Source organism: Clostridium sp. AWRP, from assembly GCF_004006395.2.
Lineage (GTDB): Bacteria > Bacillota > Clostridia > Clostridiales > Clostridiaceae > Clostridium_B.
This window is the reverse complement of the sequence record NZ_CP029758.2, coordinates 2,180,092-2,205,214: the sequence shown is the minus strand read 5'-3', so window position 1 is coordinate 2,205,214 and position 25,123 is coordinate 2,180,092. Positions and strand designations below refer to the sequence as shown.

The 25,123-nt window shown below is 31.1% G+C and carries 23 protein-coding genes; 8 read left to right on the top strand and 15 right to left on the bottom strand.

What is annotated here, in order from left to right; all coding sequences use genetic code 11:
* The first annotated feature begins 166 nt into the window (after positions 1-166).
* From fdhF to DMR38_RS10240, 5 genes are all read left to right on the top strand, one after another.
* Positions 167-2,272, top strand: a complete 2,106-nt coding sequence (fdhF, locus tag DMR38_RS10260; RefSeq protein WP_127721233.1) for a formate dehydrogenase subunit alpha — start codon at positions 167-169, stop codon at positions 2,270-2,272.
* Positions 2,273-2,285: 13 nt separating this feature from the next.
* On the top strand, positions 2,286-2,873 hold the full coding sequence (locus DMR38_RS10255) for a 4Fe-4S dicluster domain-containing protein (RefSeq protein WP_127721232.1): 588 nt from the start codon (positions 2,286-2,288) through the stop codon (positions 2,871-2,873).
* Positions 2,874-3,023: 150 nt separating this feature from the next.
* Entirely contained in the window at positions 3,024-3,209 is a 186-nt protein-coding gene (locus DMR38_RS10250) for a hypothetical protein (RefSeq protein ID WP_127721231.1), read from the top strand.
* A 92-nt stretch (positions 3,210-3,301) separates the two neighbouring features.
* On the top strand, positions 3,302-3,859 hold the full coding sequence (locus DMR38_RS10245; RefSeq protein ID WP_127721230.1) for a hypothetical protein: 558 nt from the start codon (positions 3,302-3,304) through the stop codon (positions 3,857-3,859).
* Positions 3,860-4,135: 276 nt separating this feature from the next.
* A complete protein-coding gene (locus tag DMR38_RS10240; protein WP_127721229.1) occupies positions 4,136-4,669 on the top strand; it encodes a nitroreductase family protein in 534 nt (177 codons plus the stop codon).
* Between the two features lie 301 nt (positions 4,670-4,970).
* On the opposite strand, the gene DMR38_RS10235 is transcribed toward DMR38_RS10240, so the two are convergent.
* The 10 genes from DMR38_RS10235 to DMR38_RS10190 all read right to left on the bottom strand — a co-directional run bounded on the left by DMR38_RS10235 (position 4,971) and on the right by DMR38_RS10190 (position 16,058).
* On the bottom strand, positions 4,971-5,837 hold the full coding sequence (locus DMR38_RS10235) for an SDR family oxidoreductase (RefSeq protein WP_127721228.1): 867 nt from the start codon (positions 5,835-5,837) through the stop codon (positions 4,971-4,973).
* A 76-nt stretch (positions 5,838-5,913) separates the two neighbouring features.
* Positions 5,914-6,798 carry an ADP-ribosylglycohydrolase family protein gene (locus tag DMR38_RS10230; RefSeq protein WP_127721227.1) on the bottom strand — a complete coding sequence of 295 codons (885 nt, stop codon included), beginning with the start codon at positions 6,796-6,798 and terminating at the stop codon, positions 5,914-5,916.
* A gap of 135 nt (positions 6,799-6,933) precedes the next feature.
* Positions 6,934-7,593, bottom strand: a complete 660-nt coding sequence (locus DMR38_RS10225; protein WP_065079926.1) for a GTP pyrophosphokinase family protein — start codon at positions 7,591-7,593, stop codon at positions 6,934-6,936.
* A 179-nt stretch (positions 7,594-7,772) separates the two neighbouring features.
* Positions 7,773-8,573 carry a DUF2225 domain-containing protein gene (locus tag DMR38_RS10220; RefSeq protein WP_243124589.1) on the bottom strand — a complete coding sequence of 267 codons (801 nt, stop codon included), beginning with the start codon at positions 8,571-8,573 and terminating at the stop codon, positions 7,773-7,775.
* A 226-nt stretch (positions 8,574-8,799) separates the two neighbouring features.
* Positions 8,800-9,816 carry a sensor histidine kinase gene (locus DMR38_RS10215; protein ID WP_127721225.1) on the bottom strand — a complete coding sequence of 339 codons (1,017 nt, stop codon included), beginning with the start codon at positions 9,814-9,816 and terminating at the stop codon, positions 8,800-8,802.
* Positions 9,813-10,487, bottom strand: coding sequence for a response regulator transcription factor (locus DMR38_RS10210; RefSeq protein WP_127721224.1), 675 nt, complete (start codon positions 10,485-10,487; stop codon positions 9,813-9,815). The genes DMR38_RS10215 and DMR38_RS10210 overlap by 4 nt, the downstream gene beginning before the upstream one ends.
* Positions 10,488-10,512: 25 nt before the next feature.
* The gene (locus DMR38_RS10205; RefSeq protein WP_127721223.1) at positions 10,513-12,408 is read right to left on the bottom strand and encodes an ABC transporter permease; all 1,896 of its coding nucleotides are present in this window, start codon (positions 12,406-12,408) and stop codon (positions 10,513-10,515) included.
* Positions 12,395-13,162 carry an ABC transporter ATP-binding protein gene (locus DMR38_RS10200; protein ID WP_127721222.1) on the bottom strand — a complete coding sequence of 256 codons (768 nt, stop codon included), beginning with the start codon at positions 13,160-13,162 and terminating at the stop codon, positions 12,395-12,397. Before DMR38_RS10200 ends, DMR38_RS10205 begins: the two co-directional genes overlap by 14 nt.
* A gap of 31 nt (positions 13,163-13,193) precedes the next feature.
* The gene (locus tag DMR38_RS10195; RefSeq protein ID WP_175412981.1) at positions 13,194-15,173 is read right to left on the bottom strand and encodes a serine hydrolase domain-containing protein; all 1,980 of its coding nucleotides are present in this window, start codon (positions 15,171-15,173) and stop codon (positions 13,194-13,196) included.
* Positions 15,174-15,467: 294 nt separating this feature from the next.
* Positions 15,468-16,058, bottom strand: a complete 591-nt coding sequence (locus DMR38_RS10190) for a TetR/AcrR family transcriptional regulator (RefSeq protein WP_127721220.1) — start codon at positions 16,056-16,058, stop codon at positions 15,468-15,470.
* 163 nt (positions 16,059-16,221) lie between these two features.
* On the opposite strand from DMR38_RS10190, the gene DMR38_RS10185 reads away from it, so the two are divergent.
* Entirely contained in the window at positions 16,222-17,415 is a 1,194-nt protein-coding gene (locus DMR38_RS10185; protein ID WP_127721219.1) for an alpha/beta hydrolase, read from the top strand.
* 221 nt (positions 17,416-17,636) lie between these two features.
* Here DMR38_RS10185 and DMR38_RS10180 read toward each other — a convergent pair whose 3' ends face one another.
* From DMR38_RS10180 to DMR38_RS10170, 3 genes are all read right to left on the bottom strand, one after another.
* Positions 17,637-18,422 carry a TPM domain-containing protein gene (locus DMR38_RS10180; RefSeq protein ID WP_127721218.1) on the bottom strand — a complete coding sequence of 262 codons (786 nt, stop codon included), beginning with the start codon at positions 18,420-18,422 and terminating at the stop codon, positions 17,637-17,639.
* A gap of 93 nt (positions 18,423-18,515) precedes the next feature.
* Positions 18,516-19,085, bottom strand: coding sequence for a LemA family protein (locus tag DMR38_RS10175; protein WP_127721217.1), 570 nt, complete (start codon positions 19,083-19,085; stop codon positions 18,516-18,518).
* Positions 19,086-19,299: 214 nt separating this feature from the next.
* A complete protein-coding gene (locus DMR38_RS10170; RefSeq protein ID WP_127721216.1) occupies positions 19,300-19,947 on the bottom strand; it encodes a GntR family transcriptional regulator in 648 nt (215 codons plus the stop codon).
* A 543-nt stretch (positions 19,948-20,490) separates the two neighbouring features.
* On the opposite strand from DMR38_RS10170, the gene DMR38_RS10165 reads away from it, so the two are divergent.
* On the top strand, positions 20,491-21,756 hold the full coding sequence (locus DMR38_RS10165; protein ID WP_127721215.1) for an L-serine ammonia-lyase, iron-sulfur-dependent, subunit alpha: 1,266 nt from the start codon (positions 20,491-20,493) through the stop codon (positions 21,754-21,756).
* A 321-nt stretch (positions 21,757-22,077) separates the two neighbouring features.
* The gene (locus DMR38_RS10160) at positions 22,078-23,406 is read left to right on the top strand and encodes a glycosyl hydrolase family 18 protein (protein WP_127721214.1); all 1,329 of its coding nucleotides are present in this window, start codon (positions 22,078-22,080) and stop codon (positions 23,404-23,406) included.
* 258 nt (positions 23,407-23,664) lie between these two features.
* On the opposite strand, the gene DMR38_RS10155 is transcribed toward DMR38_RS10160, so the two are convergent.
* A complete protein-coding gene (locus DMR38_RS10155; protein ID WP_127721213.1) occupies positions 23,665-24,132 on the bottom strand; it encodes a VOC family protein in 468 nt (155 codons plus the stop codon).
* Positions 24,133-24,180: 48 nt separating this feature from the next.
* Complete coding sequence (locus DMR38_RS10150; protein WP_127721212.1) at positions 24,181-25,032, bottom strand: helix-turn-helix domain-containing protein; 852 nt, start codon at positions 25,030-25,032, stop codon at positions 24,181-24,183.
* Positions 25,033-25,123: the final 91 nt, after the last annotated feature.

The following is a 25,123-nucleotide window of genomic DNA, read 5'->3' as shown; positions in this document are numbered from 1 at the left end:
AAAATAAATTTATCATATTATTATATGGTAAGTTTAGGTATAAATTAAAAAATTTATAATTTCATTAAAAAGAAACAGCCTATGTTTTAGTCATAATATTAAATTGTGTGGAAACACAGGTAAAAAGAACTACAATAAATGAACCTAAAGAAAGGAGTGTAAGAATATGAAAAGTATACTAACTACTTGCCCTTATTGTGGAACAGGATGCACATTTTCCTTAAATATAAGAGATGGAAAAATTGTTAGTGTAACCCCAGATGATAATGTAAATTCGGTAAATCAAGGAAAACTTTGTTCAAAAGGCCGTTTTGGCTTTGATTTTGTGCATCATAAAGATCGTTTAACTAATCCTTTGATCAGAAAAGAAGGAAAGCTGGTTGAGGTTACATGGGGAGAAGCAATTGGCTTTATTGCTTCTAAAATTAAAAAAACTGTAAAAGAATATGGTTCTGACAGTGTTGCAGCTTTTAGTTCAGCACGATGTACTAATGAAGAAAACTATCTTATGCAAAAATTAATGCGCGCAGTGATTGGTACTAATAACGTTGATCATTGTGCTCGTTTGTGACATGCTCCTACAGTGTCTGGTCTAGGCACAGCATTTGGCAGTGGAGCAATGACAAACTCAATACATGAACTTGATGAAATGGGACCTAAAGATGCTATTTTTGCAATTGGTACAAATACTACAGAATGTCATCCTATAATTGGTATTAAAATGTTAAAAGCTAAAGAGCGCGGTACTAAACTCGTAGTGGCTGATCCTCGCAAAACCGATGTGGCATTACATGCTGATGTTTGGCTGCGGCATAAACCAGGTACAGATGTAGCACTTCTAAATGGAATGTCATATGTCATACTTACAGAAGGACTAGCTGATGAAGCCTTTATTGCTAAAAGAACTGAGAATTTTGAGGCTTTCAAAGAAGTTGTAATGAAATTCACGCCAAAGTATGCATCAAGTATAACTAAGGTTCCAGCAGACAAGATAATAGAAGCGGCAAGAATTATTGCTAAGGCTGATGCTGCTGCTTTGTATTATACTATGGGTATTACGCAGCATACTACCGGTGTTGATAATGTACTATCTACAGCAAATATCATGATGCTTACTGGTAATATTGGCAAGCCTAAAGGAGGAGTTAACCCTCTGCGTGGTCAGAATAACGTGCAAGGAGCATGTGATATGGGAGCTTTGCCTAATGTCTACACTGGTTACCAATCAGTAACTAATCCTGATGTGAAAGCTAAATTCGAAAAAGCATGGAATGCTCAGTTAAGCGATAAAGTTGGACTTAATATTCCATCTATCTTGAATGCAATTGAAAAAGATGAGGTGAAAATGCTGTATGTATTTGGTGAAAATCCAATGCGAAGCGACCCGGATATAAATCATGTGGAACATTGTTTAAAGCATTTGGATTTTTTGGTTGTTCAAGATATTTTCTTAACTGAAACAGCTGAAGTTGCTGATGTTGTTCTTCCGGGTGTATCCTATGCTGAAAAAGATGGAACTTTTAGTAGTACTGATCGTACAGTGCAGCGTATTCGTAAGGCTGTAGAACCAATAGGTAATAGTCTTCCAGATTGGCAAATACTCCGTGATATCATGAAGGCAATGGATTATCCAGCAGATTATAGTTCTCCTGAAGATATATTTGATGAAATGAGATCTTTAACACCAAGTTATGCTGGTATTAGTTATAAACGGTTGGAGGACGGTGGCATTCCATGGCCATGTCCAAATGAAAATCATCCTGGGACACCTATTTTGCATGTTGGTAAGTTTTCCCGTGGTTTGGGCAAGTTTTCCCCAATTGAGTATAGAGAACCTGCTGAGCTTCCTGATAAAGAATATCCATTAATGCTGACTACCGGGCGTATCGTTACTCACTATCATACAGGTACTATGACGAGACGTTGTTGGGGATTAAATGGTGCAGATCCAGAAGGATTTTTGGAAATTAACCCTGCAGATGCAAAAAATCTTAATATTGAAGATGGTGATGAAATTAGTGCAGCAACACGACGTGGCTCATTAATTACAAAAGCACAAGTAACAACTAGGGTACCGGAGGGATTAACCTTCATTACTTTTCATTTTACTGAGAGTCCAGCTAATATTTTGACTAATAGTGCCCCTGATCCTGTTACTGGAACACCTGAGTTTAAAGTTTGTTCGGTAAAGATAAAAAAATTAGATTTTTCAGATTTTGGATGTCAAAAACGTAAAATTTTCCGTAAAAAGAGCATGCGTAAAGACGCTTAAGGAGGTAATTATATTGAATACCTTTGTTGTTGCAAATCCTAATAAATGTATTGGATGTAAATCTTGTGAAATTGCATGTGCAGCTGCACATTTAGATGTTAATATACTTACTGCAGGAGCTGCAGGTGTTCCTTTTTCACCTCGTATCAATCTAATACGGGCAGAAAAAGTTACCGTTCCAATACAATGCAGGCAGTGTGATGATTCACCTTGTGCCAATGTTTGCCCGGTAGGTGCAATTGTTCACCAAGAGAATAAAATTGTTGTAAAAACAGAATTATGTATTGGTTGTAAAATATGCATGCTTGCTTGCCCATTTGGCACCATGGATATGGCTCCGCAATACAAAAATAGCCATAAACAAACACAAACCTTACAAACACAAACCCTAAATGTAATTACTAAAGAAGAAAGTGAAAATAAGGAAGTTATGGCAGCACATAAATGTGATTTGTGTGCAGGCATACCTGAAGGCCCAGCTTGTGTAGAAGTTTGTCCAGCTGATGCTTTTGTCATAGTTAGTCCTGAAGTTATAAATAATAGTATCAAAAATAAGCGTCAATCCAATGCTTTAGAATTATTAGAAAATAAAAGCATATAAAAATTAAATCAGTTTTGGAAAACGTACCTAGATTTGGATAAACTAAATCTAGGTACGTTATTGTATAAAGAATAGCATTAAGATTATACTATTAATATTTAAGTAGGTAGTCATCGAACAAATAAATGGATTGGAAAAAGGAGGAACAAAATGGACAAAAATATTACATTAAAAATTATAGAGAGCCACTGCAAAATACATAATGATAAGAAATGTCTAGCATGTTCTGATGCTTATAAAATAGCAGGGAAATTAAAAATAAATATTTCGGATATAGGGAAGTTATGTAATGAAAATTCTATAAAGATCATAGGTTGTCAGCTTGGCTGCTTTTGAGTCATTTCAAAGAAAATAACAAGCCAAAGATGCACTAATTATTTCTTTAAAAATTCCTAAAGCATTAATTAATAGAGAGGTGAGCAAAAATAGTGACTAATAAATATACTATACCCAATATGATTTTAATTGGTTCAACTGCTAGAAACAGTGGAAAAACTACTCTTGCTATTTCGATAATAAATAAATATAAATTAACCAGACCAGTGATAGCACTAAAAGTAACGACTATTGAAGATAAAAATGAGAAATGCATACACGGAGGAGAAGGCTGCGGAGCATGTTCAAATTTAAAAGGAAATTTTGAAATAACAGAGGAATTAAATACTGATAATAATAAAGATACTTCTCTATTATTATCTGCGGGAGCAGAAAAAGTTTACTGGTTAAAAACATTAAAAAATAATATGCCCGAAGGATTTAATGCTTTTATTACCCAAATACCTAAAAATTCTCTTATAGTATGTGAATCAAATAGCTTACGAAAAGTTGTTAATCCAGGCGTTTTCGTTATGATGAAGAATACAAAAAACAGTCAAATAAGAAAATCAGCAAGTGAAGTTATAAATCAAGCTGACATAATTGTAGAAAATAATTTTAATGATAATTTTGAAAAAATAATAAAAGAAATAGCTAATATAATTAAATGATACTATAATTTCAAATTTACCTTCTATTCTTTAAGTTTTACTTTATATATTTACATTTTCTATTGCTGCAGCTGTGAACAATGCTTAAGATAAAGGATGGGAGTCCAACTTTATGTCCGCACCCCCGATGCTGCAAAAAAGTCTGTAAAATATAGCCTACTATGATAAAATCAAAATATCATAGTAGGCTATTTTATTATATAAATATATCTTGACAAACGTAAGCTATATTATTATAAAGGACTTAAATGAACAAATTATGAAAGGGATGTATTTATGACTAATTATTTTGATTTAATCAAACAACGTGAAAGCTGTAGAAACTATAAAGAAAAGGAAGTAGAAAAGGAAAAACTAATTGCCTGTATAGAAGCAGCAAGAATTGCACCCTCAGCTTGCAATGGTCAGCCATGGAGATTTATTATTATAAATAATAGAGATCTGTCACATAAAGTTTCTAAATGTCTTCAAGATCTAGGGATGAATAAATTTACAGATAAATGCCCGGCATTTATTATTGTGCTTCAGGAAAAAACAGATATTAAAGCTAGAATTGGTGGTAAAATTAAAGATCAGGATTATGCCCCCATAGATATAGGAATTGCAACTGCTCACATATGTCTAGCAGCTACAGAACAAGAACTATCTACCTGCATTATGGGATGGTTTAATGAAAAGAAGCTTAAGGATTTACTCCACATACCAAATTCTAAAAGAATTAGGCTTGTCATAAGTGTAGGATATTCTGCAGATACAACTCTCCGCAATAAGGTACGTAAAAGCATAGATGAAATCGCTCAATTTATCTGATGGCTACCTACTTTAACACTCCCTCGGACACAGCAAAAGCAACTATCACCAAATCAAAGATTTAGAGTTCTTATGCTGTTCATAATAGTAGCTACGCACCTAAACAAGTTTTTCTAAGATTACTTAAATCTAATTCTCGGCATTAAGTATAGAGCCGAGATTTTGCTCTCAGCTCTGGGATTTTACTTTGTTTTTGTTTGAATTTGGGGTTGGTGGAATTCCAACCCGAATGACGCTTTCGCCAAAGTTTAGTGGCAATAGTCAATATTTGATGGGAATCGGTAAGGTTTAGTAGGTTAATTCAACCGTTCACTACTTCTCCTCCATTTACATGGATAGTCTGACCTGTAACATAAGATGCATTTTCAGAAGCTAAAAATACATAAGCTCCTGCACATTCCACAGGCTGCCCTGCTCTTGCCATTGGAGTATCTGCACCAAACTGAGAAGTCTTTGTTTCATCAAAGGAAGATGGTATAAGCGGTGTCCAGATTGGCCCTGGTGCAACTGCATTTACCCTTATTCCAGTCTTCCCCTTTGCAAGTGCAGTAGATAATGATCTAGTAAAAGCTACTATTGCACCTTTTGTCATGGAATAATCTATAAGCGTGGCACTTCCTTTAAAAGCCACTATAGAAGCTGTATTTATTATACATGCCCCTGGTTTTAAGTGCTGCATTGCTGCCCTTGTCATATAGAAAGTTCCGTATGCATTGGTTTTAAAAGTCCTGTCAAATTGTTCATCTGATAACTGCTTTATATCAGTACATTCATATTGAACAGCAGCATTATTAACTAGTATATCTATTTTCCCATATTCGCTTATGGTTTTTTCTACAACACTATTGCAAAAATTTACATCACTAATATTCCCTGCTATAAGTGTGCACTTTGTTCCCTTACTCTCTACAAGTCTTTTAGCTTCCTCAGCATCTTTTTGTTCATTTAAATATACAATTACTACATCTGCACCTTGACTCGCATAAGCTATGGAAACAGCTCTACCTATACCGCTGTCACCACCTGTAATTATGGCAGTTTTTCCTTGTAAAAGATCTCCTTTTCTATTATACACAGCATCATCACATATAGGCATAGGATTCATTTCATACTGAAATCCCGGATGATGATTTTGATGCTGCTTTGGAAAAGATGTTGGAAAATTCATATTTGCTCCTCCTTCGATTTACTATTTATTATTTATATAAACTAGTATTTTCAATTGAGGAGAAAATATTTATATATCAATTATATGTGCTATTTATTTCTTCTCCAATACTCATTAATTTATCTTTTACCTCTATTTTATTTTTCCATCTTTCAGGAATACTGTCATATCCATAATAGGTACCCGCAAGTCCCCCTGCAACTGCAGCTACAGTATCAGCATCTCCACATAAATTTGCAGCCTCACATACTGTGTCTTCTAAATTTGAATTGTTCATAAAACACCAGAGTGCACACTTTAAAGTGTCAACTACATACCCTGAAGGTATAAGTTCTTCTTTTTTCATATTCATCACATCCTTATAGTCTTCATTGCTGTCAATTGCCTCTGCAATAGTCTTTTCCTTAGTTTCTCCATTTAAATATTTATAAATGGCGGTATTATATAATACACAGGCATCTGCTGCTTTTTCATCATAATGTGTCATTTTAGATTGCAGTTTGGTTATATCTATCATTTTGCTGTAATCTCTGTAATATAATGCAACTGGTATACATCTCATAATGGTTCCATTTCCAGCTGTCCTGCCTTTGGATATATGATGTACATAAAATGAGGCCTCTTTCCAATCACCAGTTTCAATGTACTTTTTTATAGCTAGCTCACAAGTCATTCCTATATCCTTAGGATCACTATTGTACCATTTAACAAATCTATTACCTATAGATTCAATAGGACATTCAGGATTCTCAAGCACTCCTCCTGCTACACATAAAGTCATCATGGTATCATCTGTAACCTGTCCAGGCTTCAACTTCCAATGGCCTCTGCCTATAATGTCTTTTAGATACCCATAAGTTTTGCATCCTTCCTCTTGAGATAAGAATTCTAAAGTTGCCCCTAATGCATCTCCACAGGCTACTCCAAATAATCCTCCCAAAAGTTTATTTAATCTTTCCATGTTATAACACCTCTATACTTTAAATCTTGAAACTATACCCACTAATGAGTCAGATTTTTCTTTTGCTTTTTCAGTCAATTCTACAACAGTACAAATTAATTCCTCCCATTCCTAGCAAAGTAATTCTATTTGAAATTAATTCAATCTCTCCAATTCCTGTTGTATATTCTGCATCTTAATATCTGTTCTTGATATAACATCCGCACATTCCTTTAAATCACTCTTTATATGTACTGGAGCTTTCCCAGCTGTTTTATAATACAATTTATGTTCTAGGCTTGCCCAAAAATCCATAGCAATAGTCCTTATCTGTACTTCTATTCTCACCGGTTCTACATGGTTTGAAAAGAATATAGGAATTTCCAGAACCATATGAAAACTTCTATATCCATTTGGTTTTGGATTTTTAATATAATCCTTTTCTTTAATCAAAGTTATATCATCCTGTCTTTTAAGCATATCTGCAATTTCATATATATCACTTACAAATGAACAAATAACTCTTATGCCTGCTATATCGTTCAAATTTTTCTTTGCCGATTCAAGTGTTAACTCTAAACCCTTTCGCTTAAGTTTTCCTATTATACTTCTAGGTTCCTTAACTCTAGATTTAATATATTCTATCGGATTTCTTTTCCTCTTTACTTTAAATTCTTTATCTAATATTTCAAGTTTAGTCCTAACTTCTTTTATAGCAGAACTATAACTCATCATAAAAGATTGAAATTTTTCTATTCCCTCATCAATATCCACTGATACGTCCAAAGGTAGCTCAATAATTTCTGTGGATTCCATTATAAATATTTCCCCTTTCAAAAACTCACTTTAAGTTCAATTCATTCACATAATACTACAGTTTATGAAATCATAAAAGTATTTTAGTTATTTTTCATTTTATGTTAATATTTAATATACATAGTAGGTGGACTAATTTACAAATTTATGGGCAAAACGGATGGTTTAATACCATCCGTTTAACTAAAAAATCTTGAAAGAAATCCTTTTTTAGGTTTTTCAGTTTCTTTCGAAATAACCTCATCGTTATTTAATTCATCAACACCTTTTTCCAATTGTTCAGCTTCTTTTATTAAATCTCTTTGCTCCCTACTTCGATCCTTAAGCTTTGAAGGAATTCCATGTGTCGTTATTATCTGGCTAAACCATTTTAAACTTTCATCATTATTTCCTAATCTTCTATTCAATTCACCTATAATATACATAGAAGTGAACTTATCCATGTTATATAAGGGAAATGCTTCATTAAAATAAGCATAGTTAAACCCTTCTAAAGCCTGTCTTAAAAATACAGCTTCATTTTCAGAGTTCTCTAATATTCGATACATCCAGGCTAGTTTTAAGCAATTCATTGCCTTTTTACTAGCTTTTGCACCTATCACATAATAATTTAATAAAGAAAGTTTAAACCTTTCTATGGCTACATTCACGTCATATACCTCCGGGTAAGATCTAGGCTGCCACTTTGGTCTGATTTTTTCTTTTACTAGCTCAATTTCAGAATCTCTAATTTTATTAAAATCCCTTTTCATTGCGGCATATCCACATTTGTCGCAAACCCATACATCATAAAAATAAGGATTTATAACATCAAATATAATAAATGAATCAGAATCTCTTCTTAAAATTCTTGCAGCTGAAGTTTTAACTGCTCTAGCTTTAAAATCATTATCACAAACCGGACATATAATTTCACAATCATATAATAATTTTTTTTGTTTTTCTTCATCCGTTAATTGAAGTAATTCCTCTTTTTCTATTTTTTCTTTTTTTGTATGGTACAAATCTATTCCATCTATATCATCAAATCCTAAATCTTCTAAACCAGAAAATATATTTTTTGACACTAGAACATCACCTTCATCATCTAAAAAATTTTATATAAGTATTATATCAAAAAAAGCAATTAAATTAAATTATATCAACCTGTGCTATAGATTAATGTCAAATACCCTTGTCGGATAAAACTTGTAATTTTCTTGTCTATTAGATATATTTATTTAACTTGGGAAAATGAATTGAAGCTTCAGTGCCTCTTTCATATTTAGATTCTATAACTATATAATGCCCTAACTTTTTTGCAAGTTTTTGGCTTATGTAAAGCCCCATCCCAGTTGAATGCTGCTTTACCCTTCCATTATAACCTGTAAAACTTTTCTCAAAGACTCTTCTAATATCTTCTTTCTTTATGCCTATTCCGTTGTCTTTTATATATAAAATTTTTTCCTTTTCTTGTACTTTTGTATATATATGTATGCCTCCATCTTTAGGTGTATATTTTATAGCATTATCTAAAATTTGTTTTATTATAAATTCAAGCCATTTATAATCAGTATCAACCTCTACATCTAGATTTTCTATCTTCAACTTTATGTTTTTATTTATAAACCAGGACGCCTCACTTTTTATACTTTCCTTTACTGCAGTTTCAATTTTAACATTATCTATTCTGTAATCTTTAGAAAAATCATTTATTCTGGAATAAAACAAAGCTTTTTGAACATAATCTTCTACTTTTTCTATCTCCATCTCTATTCCATACAATGTCTTTTCATTTTCACGGCTTAAGTTATTTTCAATAATTAGTTTAGATGCAGCAATAGGCGTTTTTATTTCATGAACCCAGGTAGTTAAAAATTCAACACTTTCATTATTATTATTATTAAGCCGTTCTATTTGTATATTAGCATTTCCATACAATTTATTAATTACATCAAGATAAAATTTTTGTTCATAATTCCTTGGACAAGGTAAACTGTGAATCCATTCTAATCCTTCCTTAGGTATATTTCTAATTTTGTTCATATTAAATCTAATTAAGCTATAATCAATTGCAAGATATATTATGAAAAGTAAAAAAGAAACTGTAATTAAATATTCTGCATTAGATTTTAGCATTCTTATAGAACTATCAAATAAAATCATTCCGCCTATAAATACCATGAGTATGTTAAAAAAAGCAATTAAATTTCTCCTATCTTTTAAATATTCTCTCAATGTCATACTATATACCCCATACTTTTTTGAGTTTCAATATAATTAGGGAGACCAACATTCTTAAGTTTCTTTCTAAGTCTTGCAATATTTACAGTCAAAGTGTTATCATCAACAAAACTTTCATCCTGCCATAGTTCTCTTATAATCCTATCACGACTTACTATAGTACCTTTATTCTTCATAAGTATATGTAGAATTTTAAATTCATTTCTAGTAAGTTGAATATTATTACCATTATACATGATCGTATCATCTTTTAAATTTAATATCAGTCCTTTGTGTGCAATTACATCCGATTTTGAATCATTAAAATAGGAATAAGTTCTTCTTAGAAGCGCATTTACCTTAGTTAATAATATGTTTATTGAAAAGGGCTTTGTGATATAATCATCTCCGCCCATATTTGTTGCTATTATTATATCCATTTCTTCTGTCCTAGAAGATATAAATATTATAGGCACTTTTGAAAGCATTCTTATTTTTCCGCACCAATAAAAACCATCATAAGCTGGCAGATTTATATCTAAAAGCACCAGATCTGGTTTGTATTTAACAAATTCTTCTATTACCCTATTAAAATCTTCAATTGTTTTTCCCTCATATCCATGCTTTCTCACTGCATTAAGTATTTCTTCTCCTATAACTTCATCATCTTCAATTACAAGTATCTTAAACATAGCACACCCCAGTCTTTAAATATCCCTATTCTCTTTTACAAACAATATTCGTATAAGAATTTACAGTTATTATATAATATATAAAATACATAAGTATATATCCTAGCATTATTATTATACAGTAGTTCATTATTTTCTCATTCATCAATCTTTGAAATATTATTAAAGCTGCTGTGCTGTGACAAATAGCAACTACTAAAGGCATTCCAAATGTTACTGATAATTGTTTCGCTATGGACTTCTTTATTTCCTGCCTGTTCATGCCTATTTTTCTTAAAGTCGAATACCTTCTTTCATCATCAGATGCCTCCATCAATTGTTTAAAAGATATTATACTACCTGTTGCTAAGAAGAATAATATTCCTAAGAACATTCCAATAAAAATTAAAATAGCTCCACCTTTATAAAACCCCTGATAAGAGTCATAATAAGAATCTACATATATGTCTTTTGGTACTTCTTCATTCAGCTTTTTTGTAAGTTCCTTTGATTTTTCTGGATTTTGTACTATATATCCATTCATATTAGTAATTTTATTTTGATAACTTATAGCTTTAAAGGCTTTGTCTGAAACAACAATTGTGCTTGCTGCTACAGCAGGACTTACTACTTGTACATCTGTATATTTTATAATTGTAAAATTTATTGTTGAATTTTCTAGCTTAACTAAAACCGGATTACGTAAATAGTTATGCTTTTTACTGCTTCCCTGACTTGTTTGAATAAATAAGCATTCATTGCCCTTTAAGTTCACCTTGTTTCCCCTATTTTTTATTGTAATCACACTATTATAATTACTTTGTGATATTATTTTTCCTTCAAAATCATCTTTATTCAAAATAGGTAGATTTACTTTTGCACTTATGAGTTTTAAATCGTTTCGTGAAATAAATTTATTGTTATATTTATTTATTATGCCTTCAATTTTTTTATTTAAAGAGATATCTGCATTGACAAATTCATAGGAAAAGACCATATTCTTTCCCATATCATTTTCTGTAGTTTTATAAAATGAATACGATGCTGCAACAGAAGTTAAGGTTACTGCACTTAAGAGTGCAATAACAGAAAGAGTTTTTGCATTACTTTTTATCCTATAGAGTATTTGTGATACAGATATCATATTTTCTCCCCTATAGTAAACACTTCTATTTCTCTTAATAGTTCTTATAAATATTATAATGAAGCTGCTAAAAAGGAAATAAGTTCCTATAGACACTAAAATGACCACTGGTATTCCAAGTTTCACTAACTGCATTGTAGTTTTATCATATGTCATAATATATCCTGCTGCAATAAATACCAAAGATAATATTGATGTAATTAATGAAGTATTAGGCTGATTTTCTCCTTCTTTTTGTGCTGACAAAAGTTTTATTAGCTTGTATCTATATATTATGCTGTAACTATGAAAAGAATTTAATAGGAAAAGTATGCAAAATACTACAATAGTTATTTCAAAAGCTCTAAGTGAAATGGTAAATTTTATATTCAAGGTTTCCTTCATAAGATAAATCAGCATAAGTGAGAAGTATTTAGAAAACATTGTGCCTAGTACCATTCCACATAATATCGCTAGAACTCCTATAATTAAGTTTTCATAAAATAGCATTTTTGCAATCTGCTTTTTCTCCATACCAACCATAGAATAAATTGCTATTTCCTTTTTTCTTCTTTTCAAGAAAAAACTATTTGAATACCATATGAATACAAAAGAAAACAGTGCAACTATACCCGCTGAAGCTTTGAATATGGCTTTAACTATAGGCTTATTATCTGCTAGTTTCATAATCACCTCATTAAAGGCTATAGAAGAAAATATATAAAATATCATAACAGAAAACACAGCACTTATTAAATACATAACATAATTATTAAAGTTTTTCTTAACATTATTTACAGCTAGACTAATGAAGGTCATTTACTCCACCTCCAAGTACTGCTAAAACTTTTAAAATTCTGTCAAAAAATTCCTTTCTGTCCCCATTACTTCTTATTTCAGTAAACAATTCTCCATCTTTTATAAATATAATTCTTCTGCAAAAACTGGCTGCAAAGGCATCATGAGTTACCATTAAAATTGTAGCATTTTGTTCCTTATTTAATTCACTCATACATCCAAGCAGCTCCCTTGATGACTTAGAATCAAGAGCACCCGTTGGTTCATCTGCCAGTATGAGTTCTGGATTAATTATTATAGCTCTAGCTGCAGCAGTTCTCTGTCTTTGTCCCCCAGACACTTCATAAGGATATTTATTAAATATGTTGCTTATACCTAATGCAGCGGCTATTCTTTCTGCCCTTTTATCTATTTCATTAGCCTTTACTTTAGAAAGTGCTAAAGGGAGTATTACATTTTCCTTCAAAGTTAAAGTATCAAGCAAATTATAGTCTTGAAAAATGAATCCCAATTTTTTTCTTCTAAATCTAGAAAGTTTAGGTTCTTTTAAATTAACTATATCCTGGTTGCCTATTTTTATACTCCCTGAAGTCGGTGTATCTATAGTTGCTATAACATTTAATAATGTGGATTTTCCTGCTCCTGAAGGTCCCATTATACCTACAAACTCTCCTTTTTCCACATCAAAGCTAACCCCATTTAATGCCTTTGAAACACTTCCCCCTGAACTTCTACCATATACCTTTTTTACATTTTCAACAGTCAATACCTTCATAGATAATCCTCCCAATTTGCGCTCATATTTTCTAATACTTAAATCCAAAAAGATTCCAATAATTTAAAAACCACATATATAGTATTCCTGTAAGAGCTACAATCAAATAATATAATCTAGTATGTAATTTACTGTTTTTCTTCATCCAGTCCATTACTATAAAAACTAAAAAGAGTAAGTTTAAAATTAAACTCAATATTGGCACACATAGTAACAATTTGGCGCCCACACTTATACCATATCGTGTTGGTTCTCCCAGTACGAATAATGCTGCAATAAAGAAAGTAATATTTAATAAGCTTATTACAAAAGTCATGTAAAAATTAGTTTTTTTCAAAGGATTTGTCTCACCATTTTTCTTCTTTATTGTATTATAAATTATCCTTCCAATAGAGAATATAATTACAATTAAGAATATTATTAAAGAAAATAAAGTTACTCCTATTTGCACAATTGAAAGTTCATACCATTTAAGTTTTTCATAAGTCCCATGCCAGCTGTCCTGCTGCTGTGCTAGGTAATAAATTTGTCCATTCTTATCTTTCTTAAATACTACATATTCTCCTGTATCATCTCTTTTGAATACCAATGGTTCTATTTCTTTGAGAGTTGTGCTATATTTATTTCCAACAAAAACATCTTTACCTGTTAATGTTAAGGCTTTTCCATCCTTTAAGCTTACAGTGACATCCTCTCCTTCTGGAAAGGCATCCCCTTTATGAAAAGTACTTACAGGGTTTTCACTAAATCTATAAGTGCCTATAAAATCCTTTAGATTGCTTTTTGATGTATAATAAGGCTTTTTATTCTTTGCTTCTTCTTTCTTTGGGAAATATTTTGCAACCATTTCTGACACAATTTCATCTGGTAGATTATTCATTCCTTGATTTATAGATATAAAAACTCCTAAATTTTCATCTGGAAATAAAGTCATATCACTGTATATATTATCTGGTGAATATCCTGGATGCTCAATTGCCCTATACCCTTTTATATATTTTTCATTAAACCCATAAGCCATTCCAGGCAATCTCTTATCAAAAGTTGCATGCTGACTATGCATATCAATAGCTGTGCTTTCTTGTAAAATTCTTTTATCCCTATATGCTCCATTATTAAGCTGAGCTATCATAAATTTAGCCATATCCTCAGAAGTTGATATTATACCACCAACAGCATAATTATTAAAATATCCTTTCAATAGTTCAGCTTTAACTATCTTGTCATTCTCATAATTGTAACCACATTCCAATCCTTTTGGATTCATATCTCTATTTAATGTTGAATTGCTCATTTTAAGTGGTTTAAATATATTATCTTTAATAAAATTATTAAGAGGTTTTCCAGAAACTTGCTCAACAATCCCACCCGCTAACGCTGCATCATAGCTGCTGTAATTAATGACAGTTCCAGGCTCTCTTATTACTTTAGGTAGATGTTTTTTTAAAAAATCATTCATAGGAAGTAAATCTCTTTTATCTTTTGACAAATCTGCTATTCTATTATCATCTATACCAGATGTATGTGTAAGAAGTTCTTCCACTGTTACTGGATTTGAATATTTATTTTTTAAGGTATATCCTTTTAAATATTTATTTACATCAGCCTTCAAATCTACCTTACCTTGTTCAGAAAGCTGCATCATTGCCGTATAAGTAAAAAGCTTTGATACCGATGCTATTCTTACTAAAGTTTTATCAGGCGTCACAGGTACTTTATTTTCTAAATCAGCATATCCGTATCCTTTGCTAAAAATAACTTTTCCATCCTTAACCACAGTAATAACTGCTCCTGGCACATGCTGCTCCTTCATCTTTTTCTGAAAAGTATTATCCATAAATACTTTCATATCATCTTTACTACCAAATAAGTTATCGCTTGAATTAGACTCTGCAAAAACTGTAACGTTGCTTCCAAAACATATTATAAACATTGATATAATTGCAAACATCCGTTTTATTAACTTATTTTTCAAGAAATTTGTATTTTTTTTAAATCTTTCATAACACATGCTCATGTTCCTCCTTAGCTTTAACATCTTAAGAAATTAACTAGTATTTTTCTTAATATTACTTATTTAAAGTTTCAAGTTTAGAACTGTACATATTCTTTAACTTCAACCTTTAAATAAATTATAAAAAACATCCTTAACATGAGCCATTTATCTACCTTACAATATTTGTTAAGCAGCATTACATTATTGTAAGGTTGAGAAGACGATAAAAAAAAAGCCATCCAATCAAAGCTCATATTTTATGAAAATATTGGCTTTAACTAGATGGTCCTTTATTTTAAAAACATTGCATTATTCACAAAGAAATTTCATACTTCCTTTTGGTGCCATTAGTCCACGTTCTAACAAATCAGCTAATGCCTTTGTTTTATTATAAACTTGCTCATGAGTCCATGAAAATATGCCAGGATCAAATAAAAAACAATATGTAGACAATATAATCTCAGCAGTTTCCTCTGGCTTATCGCACTGAAACAACTTTTCATCAACGCCTTGTTTAATAATATCTGCAATAATTGGAGAAAGAGATGATAATATTTTTGCAAGTGATTTTTGATGTATTGCTGCATTATGCTGTTGATGCAAATATGTATCAATTGAAGATAATCTCCTAGAACTTCTATAATTTTGAATAAACAAGGATAGTTTTTCTATAGCATTTACTTGTGCATTATCGATTAAAATCTTGCATTTATCAATAATTTCATTATATATACGTTCAACTAGTGCATCAAAGATTTCTTCTTTGGATTTAAAGTAATAATATATACTTCCCTTTCCAATGCCAGCTTTTTTTGCAATATCACTAACAGAACAAGCGGCACCTTTTCCCTCTACCAATAAATCCATCATAGCATCTAGTATTAATTCCCTTTTATTCATTCACAGCACCTACCTTAAAAGTATTATAGCATAACAAGCATTATTTGACCAGCGGTCGAAAAGATGATAACATAAATGTATAAATTCGACCATTAGTCAAATATATTATTAAGAAAAATTACTATGTAATTAGTTTAATTCATATTTTTGAGGAGTAACTTTTATGATACAGATAATTATTTTTTCAATACTTCTTATTTCAATTATGGGAACCTTTATAACAGAGCTTATTATTGGGATGTTGTGGATACTAAAGATAAGAAAAAAAGCTCCCTTGAATAACATAATCTTAAAATTAAAAAGAAATACCGTAATTTTAGGAAGTTTATTTATATTGATACTTATATTAATAATATTTAGTTATTTTTCAGCTAACACTCCCAGAATTGTGGATAAGAACGGAAATCCCCTGCCAAAAAGCATTGCTGAATTAAGAAAAGTACAATTAAATGGTAGACAAGAATGGATTAGCATAAGGGGAGAAAACAAAAATAATCCAATACTATTATTTTTAGCAGGAGGCCCTGGTGGGACTCAAATGGCTGCAGTACGCCATAATCTTCAAAAACTTGAGAAGAATTTTGTTGTTGTGAATTGGGACCAGCCTGGTTCTGGCAAATCCTATTATGCTGCAAATGTCAAAAATTTAAATGTAAATACCTATGTTCAAGATGGATATGCATTAACTAAATATCTATGTAAAACATTTAAAAAGGATAAAATCTATTTAGTTGGCGAGTCATGGGGAAGTGCCCTTGGTATCTTTTTGTCTGAAAAACACCCGGAAAATTATTACAGTTTTATTGGGACAGGACAAATGGTTGATTTCTCTAATACAGAAGAATTAGATTATGAGAAGGCCATTAAAATAGCTCAAATTAAAAATAATACTAATAAGATTGCAAAACTACGATCAAATGGTCATCCACCATATTATGGTGCTGACGTTACCTGGAAAAGTGCAGAGTATTTAAATTACTTAAGCTCTTATATGCAAAAAGACCCGGGAATATATAATTCTCATTTTAATACATGGAGAGATATTTCTTCATCGGAATATGACCTTGTAGATAAGATCAACTTTTTGTGGGGCCTTATTAATACCTTTAATCATATTTACCCTCAACTTTACAATATTGATTTAAGAAAAGATTATGCCAAATTAAAAATACCAGTTTATTTTTTTATAGGAAGGCGTGACATTAATGCTCCACTTTCATTAATTGAAGACTATTATAATGTTTTACATGCACCACATAAGGAAATTATTTGGTTTGAACACTCTGGTCATAGTCCTTGGCTTAATGAAAGTGATAAATTTGTCAATCAACTGAATAAAACTTTAATTGACAAGTAAACAATGATTCAGTATATGTAATATATGCATTGGATATGTTTCACCAAGTAAGAAATTTGAATAAATTTTTTAAAGACTTGCATAAGATGATTAAGAAAAATGGACGGTTATATCTTGAAGATGGACATCAACCAAGAAAAATTAACTTATGCTTCTCAAAGTATCTTAATAAAAGGCCTTGAAATAAGCATAAGTTAATAATTCAATTTTCATTTACAATTTTACCAACTTCCTGAAGAGCCACCTCCACTAGAGCTGCCTCCTCCAAATCCGCCCTGGTTACTTCCACCAAAGCCTCCGCCTCCTCCTCTTGGGCCTCCCCAAAAAGAATTCCAAAACAGCAAATAGAATAAAAACTTAGTTATCCTTGCTTTATTAAGTAAAATATCCAATAGGAAAGCACCCAAAATGTAGTATATTACTACAGGATTTACAGAAACTGATTTTTTATCTTGTGCAGTTTCACTACTTCCTTGCAAACTAACATTATATTCTTTAGCTATATCTCTTGCAAAAACTAAATAAGCATTCTTTAAACCTTCACCATATCTTTTTTCTTTAAAGAGAGGAACTGCTTCACTATTCATAACTCTAGAAGAATATATATCTGTAATTACGCCTTCCAACTCTCTTCCTACTTCCACTCTCCACTTTTTATCATTTATTGATAATAATATTAAAAGCCCATTGTCCTTACCTTTTTGTCCAATTCCCCAGCTTCTAAAAAGTTCATTGGAATAAGATTCTATATCTTTTCCTTCAAGGGAACTAATTATAACCACTGCTGCTTGTGAACCAGTTTTATTTTCTAATTCACTTCCAAGTGATACAATATAGTTTTTAGAACCTTCATCAACAATTCCTACATAATCATTTATATACTTTAATTTAGTTGGTTCAAGTATATTTGAAGAACCTTTCACAAAATAAGGCAAAATCAAAATAAAAATTAGCACAGAAAGTAATACACCTAAAGATGATTTTATCACCTTAAATTTACTATTCATTTAAATTTCCCATTTTAAGATTATATAAAATAGCTTTTTTACAACTTAGTTTTATGAATAAATTATCCATATGATTCTAAGCTGTAAGACAAACTATCTTGTAAAATCCACCTTTGGAACTTCCTGTGCTCCCTGACTAGCCTTATAATATGTTTTTTGGGAAAAACCAAGCATACCCGAAATCACTGAATTTGGGAATCTCCTTATAGATGTATTATAGTTATTCACAGCAGTATTATAATCTTGTCTTGCTATTCCTATTCTGTTTTCTGTACCCTCTAAAGCAACAGATAAATCTCTAAAATTTTGATTAGATTTTAAATCCGGATATCTTTCAACAATTACTAAAAGTCTTGAAAGTGCTGATGAAAGTGCTGCATCTGCATTTGCCCTATCAGTAATTGTTTGGGCTCCAGCAAGTTTAGCTCTTGCATTTGCCACATCTGTAAATATTGTTTTTTCTTGAGCTGCATAACCTTTTACTGTTTGAACTAAGTTTGGTATTAAATCTGATCTTCTCTGCAGTTGAGTATCAATATTAGCCTGTGCTGCATTAACTTTTTGCTCTAATCCTACAATGGAGTTATAACTGCCTATTAAAGGTAAAAATATAACTAATAATACTCCTATAACAATTAAAAATGTTTTTAATCTTTTACTCATTTGATGCACCACCATTTTTTATAATAGTATTATTTATTTTGAGAAATTTTTTTAATAAATATACTAGTGCATAAAATTTCTATTTTGTAATAGTGAATTCATATTTCATGATAAAATTCTGAAAAATTAAATCTAAAAAAATAATAAAGCCAGAAACTTTGAAATTCTAATTATAACCTTTCAAAAATTCCTGACCTTTTATCAATATGCAATATCACTTTTTATTCTTATTAGTTGGAATAGCAGCAATATCTGAAATCATAAGATTCTCAATATCTGCTTTTAAAATATTTACAGCCATTTCAATTTCTTTTCTTTCCAAATAATCAATTAAAACCCTATGTAAACTCGTCCTGCTATAATGTTTCCTCTGTATAAAAAAAATAGTCTGTATATTCATAGCATCTTCTAAAAGCTTATACGCATACTGATTTCCATAAATAGAAAATAGTTTAAGATGAAACTCGCAATTATAATTCCATCGAACCATAAAATCATTGTCAGGACAATTAGCATGACTCATACAAATGTTTTTAAGTTCCTCGATAAAAGCTTCATCTATATACATATAATAATTTTCCAAAAAAGAACTTTCTAAAACAGAACGAAATTTTACAATTTCCAATAATTGCTGTTTACTTGGCTGAATAATTTTATATCCTTGCCTTGGTATACTTGATAGTATATGAGTTCCAATAAGCTGTGTAAGTGCTTCACGTATTGGTGCACGACTAACACCATATTTCTCCATCAAAAACTTTTCAGTTAGAACGGTATCTGAAGAATATACTCCATTAATAATATCAGAAAACAAAGCATTATAAATTTGATTTTTTAATGTATTATCGTTTTTTCCATCCATAAAACTACCCCTTTATCCCAATATTATTGTCAAATTATTATACATTTTTTAAAAAAAGAAGTCAATAAAAAAGAATCTGTTTCTTGAATAACATCTAAATCACCATTTGTAATCATATCACAATATAATATATATTATTATATTTTTCATTAAATTTTAAATTTTTCATAATATATTTGGTTTAATCAAACATATTATATACATATAGCATATAATATTGATTATTAAAACTTATCGTGATATGATTAGAACAACTATTAAAGTATAAATTTGTCCGATGGCTACCAGCCGTAATACCCCATCGCACACAGCGAAAGCGACTGTCACCAAATCAAAGATTTGGGACATCTGCTTTTCTTATAAAGTGGGGGATAACGGCTGCTACGCCCCTGGATAACAATTTCTAAGTTTCAGATGGAGAAAAGAACTCCACCTAAAACTTAGAACTCTGTTTATATAACATAGAAATATTGTTTACTGATGTTATGAATGTATTACATATTCTTATAATCATATTAGCTAGTAACAAAGGGGGGCTTTTTAATGAATAAAATCCAATATGACAATTACGTTAAAATATTAAAAGAAGAGTTAATTCCAGCTATGGGATGCACAGAACCAATTGCCATTGCATTTACAGCTGCAAAAGCAAGAGAAGTTCTTGGACAAATGCCAGAAAAAATAGTTATTTGCTGTAGTGGCAATATTATTAAAAATGTAAAGGGAGTTATCGTTCCTAATTCCGGTGGAGAAAAAGGTGTGGAAGCTGCAGCTATTTTAGGTGTCGTAGCAGGAAAAGCAAACTTAGAACTTCAAGTTATCAGTGAAGTAAAGCAAGAAGACATCGATAAAGCTAAGGCATTACGCAAAAAGGGAATCTGCAGCTGTAAACTAGAAAAAGGAGAAGAAAATCTTTTTATCCGTGCAGAATTAACGTCTGGACATAATATGTCAGCTGTAGAAGTCAGAACAAAACATAACCACATTGCCAAAATTGAAAAAAATGGTGAAGTAATATTTGAGCAACCTGACATAGTAACTAAACAATCTGGTGATAAATCAAAGCTTAATATCAAAGACATACTTCAATTTGCCAATGAAGTAAACTTGAATGATATACGAGATATTATTAGCAGGCAAATTAAATATAATTCTGCCATATCAAAAGAAGGCTTGACTCATAATTGGGGTGCTCAAGTTGGACAAACTCTTATAAAATTTGGTAGTAATGATATACGTACCAAGGCAAAAGCAGCTGCCGCAGCAGGTTCTGATGCAAGAATGAATGGATGTGCCCTTCCCGTAGTCATCAACTCAGGAAGTGGTAACCAGGGAATCACCTGTACTATGCCAGTTTTAGTTTATGCTAAAGAGATGGGAGCGGATGAAGATACTCTTTACAGAGCTCTTGTTTTAACTAACCTTATATCATTACATCAAAAACGTTATATAGGGAATTTATCTGCTTACTGTGGAGCTGTATCAGCAGGAACAGCTGCAGCTTGTGGTATTGCTTATTTGAATGGTAGTGATTATGATACAATTGGAAAGACCATAATAAATTCTATCGGCACTGTTGGTGGTATTGTATGCGATGGAGCCAAAGCTTCCTGTGCAGCAAAAATTTCTAGTTCAGTAGATGCTGGGATACTGGGATATGAAATGGCAAAACATGGCTTAGTATTTCCATTTGGTGAAGGACTCGTGGAAAAGGATTATGAAAAAACAATTCAAAATATCGGTCGTGTGGGACATGAAGGTATGAAATCAACTGACGTAGAAATTCTTAATATTATGATAGGTAAATAACCTCTTTTTTATAATTTTTGAGAATAGATTACTGTACTAAATTAAGTCCTAAATATTACCTATAATAACCATTGGATAAAAATATTATCTTTAATTAACTAATCTTATCCGATGGTTATCTATTATAGTGCCCTCCTTCTACCCTTTGGTTTCTAAAAAAATTTTTAAAATATTCTAAGATTTCATGACTTTAGTCCCTATATCAATGTGACTATAGAAATCTATTAATATACAAAAAAAGGCTTTATAATTAGATCATCAAAGGAGAGAAATATTAGATTTGCGAGCCTAATTCAATAACAAATTTAGGGAGGGGTACAGATGACAGTTAAAAAAAGCTTTTTAATATTTATTACAACAATTATTTTCTTAATTTCCAACATGCAATTCGCTGCAGCAAAAAAAAGGGTTTCTCCGCCACCAACTCCAACAGGATTAACTATTTCTGATATTAGTACAAGTTCTCTTACATTGAGTTGGTCTTCAGTATATGGTGCATCGGGATATTATGTTTATATGGCTTCTCCAAATGATGCTAACTATACTAAAATTGCCACTGTTACTAGTACAAAATTAATAAAGTCTGAACTAACTTCTAACACTAATTATTGGTTTTATGTCACAGCTTATAATCGCTATGGTACCTCAACAAGTTCAATTCATGTAACTGCTAATACACTGCAAATTCCTATAATACCAACTACAACTAAAAAACAAGTTTTAGGTTTTACAACCTATTATTATTCAGGAGATCCATCCTCTTATAATTCAATAGCAGCTAATACTTCAACTATCGATGAAATAGCTACACAAACCTATACCACAGACAGTCTTGGTAATATTTCAGGATTAGTTCCAACTAACCAAATTAGCTATGCAAATAGCAATGGAATTAAAACCTATGCAATGCTTCAAAATAATTTTGATGGCAATATTGCAAAATCAGTACTAGAAAATCAGACAAATAGACAAAATTTAGAAAATAATCTTTTAAATGCACTAAAAGTAAATGGCTACAAAGGCGTAAATGTAGATCTTGAAGGAGTTTTCTATTATGATAGAAACTACTACACAACTTTTGTGCAAGAACTTTACAACTTGTTAACTCCACAAGGTTTTTCAGTAACTCTTTCAGTACCAGCTAAAACAAGTGATAGTACAACAAATGCCTGGAGCGGAGCATACGATTATGCTGCACTGGCAAAGTATTGTGATCAAATAGCTATAATGACCTATGATGAACACTATCCTGGCGGAACAGCAGGTCCAATTGCCTCTATATCCTGGGTTGAAAATGTAGTTAAATATGCAACTACTGTAATTCCAAGAGAAAAAATTATGTTAGGTGTTGCAGCTTACGGATACGATTGGTCATCAAATGGTACGAAAGCTTATGGAATAAATGGTATGTACAATATTGCAGCTACAAACAATGCCACTGTACTGTGGGATAATATATCAAAATCACCATATTTCAATTACACAGATACTTCTGGTATAACTCACTCAGATTGGTTTGAAAATGGCCAGAGTTTAGGGTATAAATTAGATTTAGTTAATTCCTATAATTTAAATGGCATTGCTATTTGGAGATTGGGACTTGAAAATGCAGACTATTGGACAAGCATAAAAACAAAATTTAATAGATAAAATTATCATATAATGAGAAATTCACAATGCATGATGCACAATTCACAATTAAGGACGATTTTCTTCCGTTAAAACTTCAGGGAATCTAAAATATAGCACTATTGAAGCATATCTTCAATAAGCTTTAAATTTAAAATTTTTCGCAGCACAGCGGAGAAAAATCTACCGAAATTGTGCATCGTGAACTGTGAATTGTGAGTTCATTTACGTCATAATTTTTTTACATTAAGTCATACCTTCATATGTGCGAAAATCAAATTATTTACATTCTTCTAATTGCCTTATATAATCAATAGGAAACATAGTACGCTTAGATGTTTCTTCAGGAGTTAAACCTTGGCTTAAAAATCGCTTTATAACACTTACCATACTCTCCCCAACTTCAATAATATGTTTATCGGGATCGTAAAATCTGATGACTCTCTGCCCCCACGGATGTTCTTTAACATCATGAACATATTCTATATTATGAAAGCTTTTTAGCCTTTCTACAAATCCATTTAAATCTTCTTCTTCAAAATAAAGTTCAAAATTATTTGACCTATGTGCAACTTCATTTTCATTTATATCAATAAGCTCTGCAAAGCCCTTTTGTATTGCAAAACCATTCTCAAAAGTAACATTTGCTCCAAAATCCATTGTCACCTTTTGATTAAGCACATTTCCATAAAAATTTTTTGAAGCTTCAATATCACTAACAGCTATAAGTGGACATACAAATTTCATTTCAAACATCTCCTATCTATATACTTTTCTAACATTGTTTATTATATATCAATATTTAAAAAGTTCATTGTAAAAATCAGACACGTTTTTGAAAAATTCTTTAGGAGAAACTCCACATATTTGTTTAAAATCGTGAATAAAATGTGATTGATCAAAATAGCCAAGGATTTGAGATGTATTTACGTAACTTTTATGCTCAGCTTTTTTTAACATATTTATTGAATAATTTATCCTAGAAATCCTTAAAAACATTTTTGGGTTTATCCCAATATACTCATTAAACAATCTATTTAAATGACGCTGGCTTACATATTCACTTGATGATAATTCTTTTACTGTTAGTAATCCATTTGCAACTTTAATTTTCTCTAAGCTAGATCTCATAACTGCATGCTGTTTACTATTTTTCTCTACTGCTTTCAAAAAAATCCTATTCACCATTGAAACCATATCATCTGCGTTATTTGCAATCTCGGCAGCATGATTTAAGGAATCATACAAATGCTTGTCAACTTCATCTACTTGTGTTTGAATATCACATAGTTCTGATTGTTTCATCCCCGTAATAGCATGCAGGCCGCCCGGTACAAACTCAATAAAAAATCTTATTTTTTTTAAGTTTACATCATTTTGTACTATAACCGTCTTCGTTGTTGCTCCCCAAAGGCTTAATGAAAAATCACTATTTTCATAAGTATATATAATACAACCACTACAGTCAGGTACTAAAGTTAAATTACCAATATTATCAAGGCATCTTCCTATTTCTTTCGGATTAGGAAATAATATAGTATAGTGTGCAATATATTTTCTAAGCAGTGGATGAGGCTCTATATATATGTAATTAGGTGTTTCTTTTATTTTTAAATGCTTCTTTACTGAAATATCATTAAAGAACAAATCTATTCCTCCTATGTAAAACTATTTTCCTGTTAATTTCACATATGTTGGAAGATGTCCTGTATTATGTATCTTTGTCATTAGTTAAACC